Consider the following 13,283-nt stretch of genomic DNA (forward strand, 5'->3'; position numbering starts at 1 on the left):
GCCGCACGGCAGCCACAGGGGTGCCCCGGCGGGTGCCGCGGCGGCGCGTCAGGAGGCGTGGGCCAACTGTGCAGCCGGGCCCGGCGGCGGCCGCGGGGGCGGTCGCTGTGCCTCAGCGGGCCGTGGAAGCGGAACGGGGGCATCGATATCGCGCCAAGATCCCTGGACGGCACGGTGTGACGTTCGCCGCTCCAGGCGGCAGGACTGTGCAGCTACGTTACCCATAAGTAGCATGGTTCTGAGCGCGCGCTCAGCGCCGCGCAGCAGTGCCATCCCGCACCCTGGAGGAGAGCCATCGTGCCTCGTACCGTCAGGGACGTCGTCTTCGTCGACGGCGTCCGCACCCCGTTCGGCAAGGCGGGCCCGAAGGGCATCTACCACGAGACCCGTGCCGACGACCTCGTCGTGAAGGCGATCCGGGAGCTGCTGCGCCGCAACCCCGGTCTGGACCCGAAGAAGATCGACGAGGTCGCCATCGCCGCGACCACCCAGATCGGCGACCAGGGGCTCACGCTCGGCCGCACCGCGGGCATCCTCGCCGGTCTGCCGCAGTCCGTCCCCGGCTACTCGATCGACCGCATGTGCGCCGGCGCCCTGACCGCCGTGACGACCACCGCCGGTTCGATCGCGTTCGGCGCCTACGACGCCGTCATCGCCGGTGGCGTCGAGCACATGGGCCGCCACCCGATGGGCGAGGGCGTGGACCCCAACCCGCGGTTCGTCTCCGAGAAGCTGGTCGACGAGTCCGCCCTGTTCATGGGCATGACCGCAGAGAACCTGCACGACCGCTACCCGCAGATCACCAAGCTGCGCGCCGACGAGTACGCGGTGCGCTCGCAGGAGAAGGCCGCCAAGGCGTACGCCAACGGCAAGATCCAGCAGGACCTGGTGCCGATCTCGGTGCGCCGGACCAACCCCGAGGGCGGCGAGACCGGCTGGGGCCTGGTCACCGCCGACGAGCCGATGCGCCCGGGCACCACGCTGGAGAGCCTGGCCGGCCTGAAGACCCCGTTCCGCGTGCACGGCCGGGTCACCGCCGGCAACGCGGCCGGTCTGAACGACGGCGCGACCGCGTCCATCATCGCCAGCGAGGACTTCGCCCGCGAGAACGGCCTGCCGGTCAAGATGCGCCTGGTGTCGTACGCCTTCGCGGGCGTCGAGCCGGAGGTCATGGGCTACGGCCCGATCCCGGCCACGGAGAAGGCCCTCGCCAAGGCGGGCCTGTCCATCTCCGACATCGGCCTGTTCGAGATCAACGAGGCCTTCGCCGTCCAGGTCCTGGCCTTCCTCGACCACTACGGCATCGCCGACGACGACGAGCGCGTCAACCAGTACGGCGGCGCCATCGCCTTCGGCCACCCGCTGGCCTCCTCCGGCGTCCGCCTGATGACGCAGCTGGCGCGCCAGTTCGAGGAGCAGCCGCACGTCCGCTACGGCCTGACCACCATGTGCGTCGGCTTCGGCATGGGCGCGACGGTCGTCTGGGAGAACCCGAACTTCGAGGGGGACAAGTGAGCACCACCGCCGAACTGCTGAAGGGCGCGGCCGAGCTGTTCCCGGACGAGGTCGTCACTCAGGCGCACGTACGCCACTTCGACCTCCCCCTCGGCGCGGGCAGGTTCGCCCTGATCACGCTGGACAACGGCTTCGACCACACCAAGCCGACCACCTTCGGCCCCGCCTCGCTCGCCAACCTCGACACCGCGATCGACCAGGTGGAGAAGGAGGCCGCGGACGGCGAGATCGTCGGCGCGGGCATCACCGGCAAGCCGTTCATCTTCGCCGTCGGCGCCGACCTCAAGGGCGTCGAACTGCTGAAGAGGCACGAGGACGCGCTCGCCATCGGCAAGGGCGGCCACGAGGTCTTCAAGCGCCTGTCGAAGCTGGCCGTCCCCACCTTCGCCTACTACAACGGCGCGGCGATGGGCGGCGGCGTCGAGGTCGGCCTGCACTGCACCTACCGCACGGTGTCCGCGGCCATTCCGGCGTTCTCCCTGCCGGAGGTCTTCCTCGGCCTGGTCCCCGGCTGGGGCGGCTGCACCCTGCTGCCGAACCTGATCGGCGCCGACAAGGCCGTCTCGGTGATCATCGAGAACAGCCTCAACCAGAACAGGCAGCTCAAGGGCGAGCAGGTCTACGAGCTCGGCATCGCGGACGCGATCTTCGAGGGCGCCGACTTCCTGGAGCAGTCGCTGATCTGGACGGCGGCGGTCCTCAAGGGCGAGATCGAGATCGAGCGCCCGGTGATCGACCGCGGCGAGGCCTGGGACCAGGCCGTCGCCAGGGGCCGCTCCATCGCGGACTCCAAGGTGCACGGCGCCGCCCCGGCCGCCTACCGCGCCCTGGACATCATCGCCGCCGCCAGGAACGGCGACCTGCAGCAGGGTTACGACGCCGAGGACCGGGCCCTCGCCGACCTCATCATGGGCGGTGAACTGCGCGCGGGCATCTACGCGTTCAACCTCGTCCAGAAGCGCGGCAAGCGTCCCGCGGGCGCCCCGGACAAGAACCTGGCCCGCCCGGTCACCAAGGTCGGCGTCGTCGGCGCCGGTCTGATGGCCAGTCAGCTCGCGCTGCTGTTCCTGCGCCGCCTGGAGGTGCCGGTCGTGCTGACCGACATCGACCAGGAGCGCGTCGACAAGGGCGTGGGCTACGTCCACGCCGAGATCGACAAGCTGCTCGCCAAGGGCCGTGTGAACCAGGACAAGGCCAACCGCCTCAAGGCGCTGGTGACCGGTGTGCTGGACAAGGCCGAGGGCTTCGCGGACGCGGACTTCGTCATCGAGGCCGTGTTCGAGGAGATGGGCGTCAAGCAGCAGGTGTTCGCGGAGGTCGAGGCGGTCGCCCCGGCGCACGCGATCCTGGCCACCAACACCTCCTCGCTGTCGGTGACGGAGATGGCGTCGAAGCTGCGGCACCCCGAGCGGGTCGTCGGCTTCCACTTCTTCAACCCGGTCGCGGTCCTGCCGCTGCTGGAGATCGTCCGCGGCGAGAAGACGGACGACGCCTCGCTCGCGACCGCGTTCGCCGTGGCCAAGAAGCTGAAGAAGACCGCGGTGCTCGTCAAGGACGCCCCGGCGTTCGTCGTGAACCGCATCCTGACGCGCTTCATGGGCGAGATCCAGAACGTCATCGACGAGGGCACCCCGGTCGAGGTCGCCGAGAAGGCCGTCGAGCCGCTCGGTCTGCCGATGTCCCCGCTGGTGCTGCTGGAGCTGGTCGGCCCGGCGATCGGACTGCACGTCTCCGAGACGCTGCACGGCGCGTTCCCGGACCGCTTCACGGTCTCCCCCAACCTCAAGGCGGTCGTGGAGGCGGGCAAGCGCGGCTTCTACGTCTACGACAGCGGCAAGCCGGAGCTGGACCTGGAGGTCGCCGCGCTGCTCAAGCAGGGCGACACCGCGTTGACGGAGGAGCAGGTCCGCGCCCGGGTCCTGGACGCGGTGGCCCAGGAGATCGGGCTCATGCTCGAGGAGGGCGTCGTGGCCGAGGCGCAGGACATCGACCTGTGCCTGATCACGGGCGCCGGCTGGCCCTTCCACCTGGGCGGCATCACGCCGTACCTGGACCGCGAGGGCGTCTCGGAGCGCGTCAACGGCAAGCGGTTCCTGGAGCCGGGCGTGGCCAGCGTGCCCGCGTGACGCCCCGCCGCTGAACGCCGGGTGCCCGCGCCCCTCCCCGGGGTGCGGGCACCCGGCGTCCCGGTGTCCGGCCGCGCCTTCGCGGTGGAGCGGACGTGCTCCGCCTCCCTGTGGGCCGCGAGCCGCCGGAGCCCGACCCGGGTGGCCGTGACGCCCCGGCCGACCGCCGGACGGGTGCGGGTCCCGCGCGCCGCGCGCCGTGCGCGGGGCGGACCACGGGCCGCCGGACGGGACCGCCCGGCCGCCGGGCGGTCCCGTCCGGCGGCCGGCGGACACGAGCCGTCCGTCTCGGCCACGGGTGGCCAGGCCGCCTCCCGGTCCCCCGGCCCGTGGCACCCTTGCAGCATGACCGACCGGCCGGACACCCCGCCCTCCCCCGCCCCGCTGCTCGTCGTCGTGGACGGCGCGAACGTCGTCGGCTCCCGGCCCGACGGCTGGTGGCGGGACCGCAAGGGCGCGGCCGAGCGGCTGCGGGACCGGCTGGCGAGCGAGGGGCTGCCCGGACATGCGGGGCCCGCGGAGATCGTGCTGGTGGTCGAGGGCGCGGCCCGCGGGGTGACGTCCGTACCGGGCGTGCGGGTGGAGCCGGCGCCGGGCAGCGGGGACGACCGGATCGTGGAGCTGACCGCCCAGAGCACCGGCCGGCCCCGCCTGGTGATCACCGCCGACCGGGAACTGCGGCGCCGGGTGACCGAGCTCGGCGCTCAGGTCGCCGGCCCGCGTACGGTCCTGCCCTGATCCCGGCCGCAGCTCCTGCGGCAGCCCGCGCGCCGGGCGCACGTCACCCGTCCGGCGTCCTGGCGTACAGCACCGCACCGTCCACCCGGCCCACCTCGGCGTACCGCGCGGCCAGCAGGCGGCGCAGGGTGGGGATCCGGCCGGGGGCGTACGGCTCGCCCCGGGAGTCGTCCACGACCAGCGCGGGGGCGCGCGCCGCCATCTCCCGCCGGAAGACCGGCCAGGCGCCGGGGACGGCGTACTGCTCGCCCACCCGGGGGCCGTCGCGGCCGCCGCTGTAGTTGGTGAGCAGGCCCGCGGTCAGGTAGCGGGTGGCGGGGGTGCGGCCGGCCAGCCAGTACGTCTCCGGGTGCATGCCCCAGACCAGGACCCGGTCGCCGGGCGCCGTGCGGTGGGCGAGGGCCGCCGCCAGCCGCTCGGCGTGCGCGAGATCCGGGCGGGGCACCACCAGCCCCCAGGTGAGGAAGAGGGCGCAGCAGCAGGCCGAGGTGCGGACGGCGGCCGTGTGCCGGTGCCGGGGCAGGGCGTGCAGCGCGGCGGTCGCCAGCAGGGCGAGCGGCGGGGTGAGCTGCAGGTAGTAGTGGCCGAAGAAGTGCAGGCCGAGGGCGACGGCGGCGGCCGAGGAGGCCAGCCACAGCCACAGGTCGGGCGCTCCGGCGCGCGCGGTGCGCAGGGCCCGTGCGACGGGCGGGAGCAGCCCGGCCGACGCCACGGCCAGGATCGCGGTGTTGATGAGGGCGCGGGCCAGGACGTGCAGTCCGGAGCCGCTGAAGGAGGCGTACCCGGCGGAGCCGGTCACCGTCCAGAACAGGAATCCGCCCGCGTCCGTCAGCAGCGCCGCGCCGAGCACGGGGACCGCGCACCCGGCCGTCAGCCGCAGCAGCCCGGCCCGCGTGGCGCCCCGGCGGTGCAGCAGCCAGGCCACCGGCAGCAGGACCGCACCGCCGGTCTGCTTCGTCAGGAACGCGGCGGCGACGGCGGCTCCGGCCGAGCCCCAGCGCCCGCGGTCGGCGCACCACAGGGCGGCGGCCGTCCAGGGCAGCATGAACAGCTCGAAGGCGGCCGCCTGGGCGTCCTCGGGGTTGAGCCCGACGGAGACCAGCAGGTACAGCACTCCGGCGGTGAAGCCCGCGCTGCCGCCCCACCGTCGCCGGGCGAGGGAGGCCAGCAGCGCGGCGGTGAGGAGCTGGGCGACGACGGCGAGCACCCGCAGCGGGGTGAGCGAGCCGGAGCCGCACAGCGCGAACGCGGCCTGGTACAGCCAGGGCAGCAGCGGCGGCTTGCGGTCGACGACGGTGTCGTACAGCTGCCCGCCGTGGGCCAGCAGCCGGGCCTGGACGGCGAGGTAGCCCTCGTCCGGGTTCCACAGCGGGCGGGCGAAGGAGGGGACGCGGGTGACGCAGGCGAGGACCGCCAGGAGGGGCAGCAGCCGGGTCCAGTACGCCGTCCGGGTGGTCGCGGGCCGTGCGGGGGCGAGCGGGGCGGCGAGCATGGGCAGCACGCTATCCGGCCCCGGCGCCTGTGCCGGGCGGGACATACGGGGCCGGGGCGCGGGATGCGGGCGGCTATGCGGTGCCGCCGCGCAGCATGCGGGCGGCTATGCGGTGCCGCCGCGCAGCATGCGGGCGGCTATGCGGTGCCGCCGCGCGGCGGGGGCGCGGCCTGGGCGGCCTCGGCCGCCTCCCGCCGGCCGAGACGGCTGTGGGAGCGGCCGTAGAGGAAGTAGACGAAGAAGCCGATGACCATCCAGACCGCGAACCGGACCCAGGTCTCCGCCGGCAGGTTGAGCATCAGCCACAGGGAGGCGCACACGGACAGGATCGGGACGACCGGGACCCACGGGGTGCGGAACGCCCGGTGCAGGTCCGGGCGGGTCCTGCGGAGGATGATGACGCTGAGGGCGACGACGACGAACGCGAACAGCGTGCCGATGTTCACCAGTTCGGCCAGTTCGGCCAGGCTGGTGAAGCCGGCCACGATCGCGATGACCACGCCGAGCAGGATGGTCGGCCGGTGCGGGGTCCTGAAACGCGGGTGGACGCGGGAGAAGAAGCGCGGCAGCAGTCCGTCCCGGCTCATCGCGAAGAACACCCGGGTCTGGCCGAGCAGCAGGATCATGCAGACCGTGGTCAGGCCGACGGCGGCCCCGAAGCTGATGACGCCCGCGTACCAGGGGTGGCCGATGGACTTGAACGCGTCGGCCAGCGGGGCGTCCACGGAGAGCCTGCTGTAGTGCTGCATGCCGGTGACGACGATGGAGACGGCGACGTAGAGCACGGTGCAGATGAGCAGCGAGCCGAGGATGCCGCGCGGCATGTCCCGCTGCGGGTTGCGGGTCTCCTCGGCGGCCGTGGCGACGATGTCGAAGCCGATGAACGCGAAGAACACCACCGACGCGGCGGTGAAGATGCCCATCACGCCGAAGTTGGACGGCGCCCAGCCGAACAGCAGCTGGATGAGCGGGGCCTTGAGGTTGCCGCCCGCCTCCACCGCCTGGGCCTTGGGGACGAACGGCTGGTAGTTGCGGCCGTTGACGAAGAAGGCGCCCGCGACGATCACGATGAGGACGACGGTCACCTTGATCGCGACGACGAGGGAGGTGATCCGGGCGGACAGCTTCATGCCGACGACGAGGATGGCGGTGAGCACCAGCACCAGCGCGGCGGCGAGGATGTCGAAGCCGAAGCCGGTGGCGCCGTCCCGGCCGGACAGGTAGGCCGGCAGGTGCCAGCCCCAGTTGTCCATCAGGGAGCGGATGTAGCCCGACCAGCCGACCGCCACCACCGCCGTGCCGAGCGCGAACTCCAGGACCAGGTCCCAGCCGATGATCCAGGCGGGCAGCTCGCCGAGGGAGGCGTAGGAGAAGGTGTACGCGGAGCCGGCCACCGGGACGGTGGAGGCGAACTCGGCGTAGCAGAGGGCGGCGAGCGCGCAGGCCACGCCGGCCGCCACGAAGGCCAGGGACACCGCCGGTCCGGCGTTGTTCTTGGCGACCTGTCCGGTGAGGACGAAGATGCCGGTGCCGATGATGACGCCGACGCCGAAGACGGTCAGGTCCAGCGCGGAGAGGGATTTCTTGAGCGCGTGCTCGGGTTCCTCGGTGTCCTGGATGGACTGCTCGATCTTCTTCGTCCGGAAGAGCGTGCTGCTCACGGCCTACCTCCCACACGCGTGTCGTCCTCGACATGATCGAGAGGGCTGGGGATGCGTATGCCCCGGCACAGGCAGGTTCACGCAGAAAAGCCGGTTCCGCCACCGGGAGGGCGGCGGAACCGGCTTCTGACGGGCTTGCGCCAGGACCCCCTAGTCCCGCGCGGTCTCCACGTCCACGGAGTCGACCGCCTGCGCCGTACGGTCGAACCGGCCGTCCAGCCGGGAGACCAGGCCGGTGACCTGGCGGGCGATGTCGGGCGCGGTCAGCCCGATCTCGGCGAGCACCTCGGCGCGGGAGGCGTGGTCGAGGAAGCGCGGCGGGATGCCGAAGTCGCGCAGCGGCACGTCCACGCCCGCGTCGCGCAGCGCCTGGGCGATCGCCGAGCCGACACCGCCGACGCGGCTGTTGTCCTCGACGGTGACGACGACCCGGTGACGGTCGGCCAGCGGGGCCATGGCCTCGTCGACCGGCTTGACCCAGCGCGGGTCGACCACGGTGGTGGAGATGCCCTGCTTCTCCAGGAGTGCGGCGACGTCCAGGCACATCGGGGCCAGGGCGCCCACGGAGACCAGCAGCACGTCCGGGCGGTCGGTGCCGGGCTCGCGGAGCACGTCCATGCCGCCGACCCGGCCCACGGCGGGCACGGCGGGGCCGACGGCGCCCTTGGAGAAGCGCACCACGGTCGGCGCGTCCTCGACGGCGACGGCCTCCCGCAGCTGGGCCCGCACCTGGTCGGCGTCGCGCGGCGCGGCGAGCCGGAGCCCGGGCACCACCTGCAGGATCGACATGTCCCACATGCCGTTGTGCGAGGCGCCGTCCGTTCCGGTGATGCCGGCCCGGTCCAGCACGAAGGTCACTCCGCACTTGTGCAGGGCCACGTCCATGAGGACCTGGTCGAAGGCGCGGTTGAGGAAGGTGGCGTACACGGCGAAGACGGGGTGCAGGCCGCCGTGGGCGAGGCCGGCCGCGGAGACGGCGCCGTGCTGCTCGGCGATGCCGACGTCGTACACGCGCTCGGGGAAGCGCTTGGCGAACTTGTCCAGGCCGACCGGCTGAAGCATGGCCGCGGTGATGGCGACGATGTCCTCGCGCTCCTCGCCGAGCTTCACCATCTCCTCGCCGAACACGGAGGTCCAGTCGGCGCCGGAGGAGGCGATGGGCAGGCCCGTGTCCGGGTGGATCTTGCCGACGGCGTGGAAGCGGTCGGCCTCGTCCTGGAGGGCGGGCTGGTAGCCGCGGCCCTTCTCGGTGAGGCAGTGCACGATCACCGGTCCGCCGAACCGCTTGGCGCGGGCCAGCGCCGACTCCAGCGCCTCGATGTCGTGTCCGTCGATCGGGCCGACGTACTTCAGGCCCAGGTCCTCGAACATGCCCTGCGGGGCGATGAAGTCCTTCAGCCCCTTCTTGGCGCCGTGCAGGGTCTCGTACAGCGGCCTGCCGACGACGGGGGTGCGGTCGAGGATGTCCTTGGTCCGGGCGAGGAAGCGCTCGTAGCCGTCGGTGGTGCGCAGGGTCGCCAGGTGGTTGGCGAGGCCGCCGATGGTCGGCGCGTAGGAACGCTCGTTGTCGTTGACGACGATGACGAGCGGACGGTCCTTGGCCTCGGCGATGTTGTTGAGCGCCTCCCAGGCCATGCCGCCGGTCAGGGCGCCGTCGCCGATGACGGCGGCCACGTGGCTGTCACGTTTCAGCAGCTGGTTGGCCTTGGCGATGCCGTCCGCCCAGCCCAGCACGGTCGAGGCGTGGCTGTTCTCGATGACGTCGTGCTCGGACTCGGCCTGCGAGGGGTAGCCGGACAGGCCGCCCTTCATCTTCAGGCGGGAGAAGTCCTGCCGGCCGGTGAGCAGCTTGTGCACGTAGGACTGGTGACCGGTGTCCCACAGCACCTTGTCCTTCGGGGACTCGAAGACCCGGTGCAGGGCGATGGTCAGCTCCACCACACCGAGGTTGGGACCCAGGTGCCCGCCGGTCTTGGAGACCTCCTGGACGAGGAAGCTCCGGATCTCCTCCGCCAGCTGGTCCAGCTCCTCCAGGCTGAGCCGGTCCAGATCGCGCGGTCCCGTGATGCGGGTCAGCAGCGGCACCCGTGCCTCCTTGCAATAGAGCTGATCGAGCTTTCGCCGGGCTCGCCCGAGTCTAATGTTCCGGCCCGACGGCACATGACAGCGCCCGGCACCTTTCCGGTGCCGGGCACAGTGAGAAAACTCAAGGGGGGCACGGGGAACCGCGGGCGCCGGCACCGGTGGCCGGCGCCCGCGGCCGCCCCGTGGCCCGGGCGGCTCCGGGGCGTCAGGCGCGCCCGGCCGTCTTCTGCGTCTTGCGGGTGATGGAGTCGATCACCACGGTGGTCAGCAGGACCGCGGCGGTGATCATGTACTTCACCGGCTCCGCGATGGACTCCAGCTGGAGGCCGTACTGGATGGAGACGATGACCAGCACACCCAGCAGGGCGTTCCAGGTGCGACCGCGTCCGCCGAAGAGCGATGTGCCGCCGATGACGGCCGCGGCGATCGCGTTCATCAGCAGGTCGCCGGTACCGGCGCTCTGGTTGGCGGAGGCGATCTTCGAGGCCAGGAACAGACCGCCGATCGCCGCGAACCCGCCGGAGACGGCGAACACGGAGATGCGGACCGCGGTGACGTTGATGCCGGCGCGGCGGGAGGCCTCGACGCTGCCGCCGAGCGCGAAGATCTTGCGGCCGTAGGTGGTGCGCCGCAGCACGAAGTCCGTGGCGACCAGCAGGGCAAGGAAGATGACCGTGGCCAGCGGCAGGCCCTTGTACTGGTTGTACATGAACGCGGCGGCGAAGGAGACCACGGCCAGCAGCGCCGTGCGCAGCAGGGTGTCGCTGAGCGGCCGGGACGGGACGCCCGCGGCCTCCCGGCGCCGGTTGCCGAGGAAGGAGCTGACGAAGAACAGCGCCACCACGACGACCGCCAGGCCGTAGGCGGCGGCGACGTCGGTGAAGGTGTACGTGGTCAGCTGGCCGATCAGACCGTCGCTGTCGAGGTTGATCGTGCCGTCCTCGCCCAGCACCTTGAGCATGAAGCCGAGCCAGAACAGCAGGCCGGCCAGGGTGACGGCGAAGGCGGGGGCGCCGAGCACCGCGAAGAAGAAGCCGTGCAGCGCGCCGATGGCGGCGCCGGCGGCGATGGCGACAAGCACGGCCATCCACTCGGGCCAGCCCTGGTTCACCGTCAGGACGGCGGCGAGGGCGCTGGCGGCGCCGCTGACCGAGCCGACCGACAGGTCGATCTCGCCGAGCAGCAGCACGAAGACGATGCCGACGGAGATCATGCCCGTGCCGACCATCGTGACCGTGATGTTGCTGATGTTCTGCGCGGAGAGGAACTCGGAGTTGAGGACCTGGAAGATGATGCAGATGATCGCGAGGCCCAGGACGACCGGCAGGGAGCCCAGCTCACCGGCCTTCATCTTGCGCTTGAACTCGCTCCAGTAGCCGAGCAGGCCCTGCTCGCGCACGAGGAGACGCGGGTCGACGGCGGTGACCGCGGCGGCCGCGGCCTCCGGGTTGACGACCGGGGCGTCCTGCGGCTCCGGCGTCTTGTCGAGGTTCGCGGAGGTCTTGTCGATGCTCACTTGGAAACCTCCCCGTTCGTGCGCGCCGCACGGCGGGTCACGGCGTTGTCGGTGGCGCCCGTGATGGCGGAGATGATCTCCTCCTGCGAGGTCGTCTTGACCTCGAAGACGCCGTTGTTGCGGCCGAGGCGCAGGACGGCGACCTTGTCGGCCACCGCCTTCACGTCCGCCATGTTGTGGCTGATGAGGATGACGGCGTGGCCGCGCTCGCGCAGCCGCTCCACCAGGTCGAGGACCTGGGCGGTCTGCTCGACGCCGAGGGCGGCGGTGGGCTCGTCCAGGATCACCAGCTTGGGGTCGCCGAGCATGGAGCGGGCGATGGCCACGGTCTGGCGCTGGCCGCCGGAGAGCGAGGCGATCGGGATGCGGACGCTCGGGATGCGGATCGACAGCGTGGTGAGCAGCTCGCGGGAGCGGCGCTCCATCTCGACCTCGTCCAGGACGCCCCACTTCCTCAGCTCACGGCCGAGGAAGAGGTTGCCGACGACGTCGATGTTGTCGCACAGCGCGAGATCCTGGTAGACCGTCGCGATGCCCAGGGCCTGGGCGTCGTGCGGGCGGCTGATCGACACGGGCTTGCCATCCCACTCGATGACGCCCTCGTCGATGGGGTGCACGCCGGCGATCGTCTTGACCAGCGTGGACTTTCCGGCGCCGTTGTCGCCCACCAGGGCGACCACCTCACCGGCGTGGACCTCAAGCTCTACGTCGGTGAGCGCCTGGACGGCACCGAATCGCTTGGAGACCCCGCGCAACGCCAGCACGGGCGTAGCGGACACGTGAACCATCTCCTTCGCCGCCTGACCCGGCGGGAGGTTGTGCAGAAGTTTGGGGGAGTTCCGTCCGGCGCCCCGCGCCGAGCTTGCGGGGCTGTGTGATGCGCGAGGCGCCGGAGGAGCCTGGGGCGGCCGGCGGCCTTCCCCCCGGGTGTCCGGGTACGGACGCCCGGGCCGGGGAAGGGGCCGCTGACCGCTTACTTGTTGAGGCCGAGCTTGTCGCAGGCGGCCTTGTACTTGCCGGTGCAGATCTCGGCGGCGGTGTAGACGCCGTCCTTGATGACCGTGTCCTTGATGTTGTCCTTGGTCAGCGAGGTGACCGGAACCAGCACCGCCGGGACGTCCTTGGCGGAGTTGCTGGAGACCTTGTCCTTGGCGACGGAGTCGAGCGACTTGCCCTGGGCGAGCGCGACGGCCATCTCGGCGGCGGCGTCGGCCTCGGGGGCGTACGGCTTGTAGACGCTCATGTACTGCTCACCGGCGACGATGCGCTGCACACCGGCCAGCTCGGCGTCCTGGCCGGTGACCGGGACCTTGATGCCGGCGGCGTTGAGGGCGGTGATGATGCCGCCGGCCATGCCGTCGTTGGCGGAGTAGACGCCCGCGATGTTCTTCTTGCCGACCGAGGAGATCGCCGCCTCCATCTCGGAGTTGGCGTTGTCCGGCGACCACTCCTTGGTGTCGTACTCCTTGGCGACGGTGACCTTGCCGTCGAGGACGGAGTGGGCGCCCTTCTTGAACTGGGCGGCGTTCGGGTCGGTCACCGAGCCGTTGATCATGACGATCTTGCTGGACTTCTCGGCCTTGTCGCCCAGCGCCTTCAGCAGGGCCTCGCCCTGGGTCCTGCCGACCTCCTCGTTGTCGAAGGAGGTGTACGCGCTGATCGGGCCCTCGGCGAGGCGGTCGTAGGCGACGACCTTGATGCCCTGGTCGACCGCCTTCTTGACGGAGTTCTGGATGGCCTTGGCGTCCACCGCGTCCAGGATGAGGACGTCCACCTTGTTGGTGATCATGGTGTCGACCTGCTGGGCCTGCAGGTTCGCGTCCTGGCGGGCGTTGTTGTACTGGACCTCCGCCTTGCCGTTCGTCAGCTCCTTGATCTTCTTCTCGATCAGCGGCTTGTCGAACTTCTCGTAGCGGGCGGTCTTGTTCTCCGGCAGGAGCAGGCCGACCTTGATGTCGTCGCCCTTCTTGGCCGAGCCGGAGGAAGAGCTGTCCCCGCCCTTCGACTCCTTGGCACTGCCACAGGCAGCGAGCGAGACGGCCATCGCACCAGCGGCAACGGCAACGGCGGCACGACGCATACGTGCGTTCACTTCGTAAACCTCCCTGACGAGGCCGCGTCGTTGCGGCCGAGGTGGCTGGAAGTCAACT

9 protein-coding genes are annotated in these 13,283 nt (G+C 71.5%); 3 read left to right on the plus strand and 6 right to left on the minus strand.

Going from position 1 to position 13,283, the window contains the following annotated elements:
• Positions 1-297: 297 nt before the first annotated feature.
• From ABZ261_RS01305 to ABZ261_RS01315, 3 genes are all read left to right on the plus strand, one after another.
• Complete coding sequence (locus ABZ261_RS01305; RefSeq protein ID WP_356854500.1) at positions 298-1,515, plus strand: acetyl-CoA C-acyltransferase; 1,218 nt, start codon at positions 298-300, stop codon at positions 1,513-1,515.
• On the plus strand, positions 1,512-3,641 hold the full coding sequence (locus ABZ261_RS01310; RefSeq protein WP_356854501.1) for a 3-hydroxyacyl-CoA dehydrogenase NAD-binding domain-containing protein: 2,130 nt from the start codon (positions 1,512-1,514) through the stop codon (positions 3,639-3,641). Before ABZ261_RS01305 ends, ABZ261_RS01310 begins: the two co-directional genes overlap by 4 nt.
• Positions 3,642-3,986: 345 nt before the next feature.
• Positions 3,987-4,379, plus strand: a complete 393-nt coding sequence (locus tag ABZ261_RS01315; RefSeq protein WP_356854502.1) for an NTP pyrophosphohydrolase — start codon at positions 3,987-3,989, stop codon at positions 4,377-4,379.
• A 43-nt stretch (positions 4,380-4,422) separates the two neighbouring features.
• Here the strand turns inward: ABZ261_RS01315 and ABZ261_RS01320 are convergent, their stop codons facing one another.
• The 6 genes from ABZ261_RS01320 to ABZ261_RS01345 all read right to left on the minus strand — a co-directional run bounded on the left by ABZ261_RS01320 (position 4,423) and on the right by ABZ261_RS01345 (position 13,213).
• Entirely contained in the window at positions 4,423-5,871 is a 1,449-nt protein-coding gene (locus ABZ261_RS01320) for a glycosyltransferase family 39 protein (RefSeq protein WP_356854503.1), read from the minus strand.
• Positions 5,872-6,008: 137 nt separating this feature from the next.
• On the minus strand, positions 6,009-7,532 hold the full coding sequence (locus ABZ261_RS01325) for an amino acid permease (RefSeq protein WP_356854504.1): 1,524 nt from the start codon (positions 7,530-7,532) through the stop codon (positions 6,009-6,011).
• 150 nt (positions 7,533-7,682) lie between these two features.
• On the minus strand, positions 7,683-9,617 hold the full coding sequence (dxs, locus tag ABZ261_RS01330) for a 1-deoxy-D-xylulose-5-phosphate synthase (protein WP_356854505.1): 1,935 nt from the start codon (positions 9,615-9,617) through the stop codon (positions 7,683-7,685).
• 205 nt (positions 9,618-9,822) lie between these two features.
• The gene (locus ABZ261_RS01335) at positions 9,823-11,133 is read right to left on the minus strand and encodes a sugar ABC transporter permease (protein ID WP_356854506.1); all 1,311 of its coding nucleotides are present in this window, start codon (positions 11,131-11,133) and stop codon (positions 9,823-9,825) included.
• A complete protein-coding gene (locus tag ABZ261_RS01340) occupies positions 11,130-11,921 on the minus strand; it encodes an ATP-binding cassette domain-containing protein (protein ID WP_356854507.1) in 792 nt (263 codons plus the stop codon). Before ABZ261_RS01340 ends, ABZ261_RS01335 begins: the two co-directional genes overlap by 4 nt.
• Positions 11,922-12,106: 185 nt before the next feature.
• Positions 12,107-13,213, minus strand: coding sequence for a substrate-binding domain-containing protein (locus tag ABZ261_RS01345; protein ID WP_356854584.1), 1,107 nt, complete (start codon positions 13,211-13,213; stop codon positions 12,107-12,109).
• Positions 13,214-13,283 lie beyond the last annotated feature (70 nt).

Source organism: Streptomyces sp. NPDC006193 (assembly GCF_040613915.1).
In the GTDB taxonomy this organism is placed as follows: Bacteria; Actinomycetota; Actinomycetes; order Streptomycetales; family Streptomycetaceae; genus Streptomyces.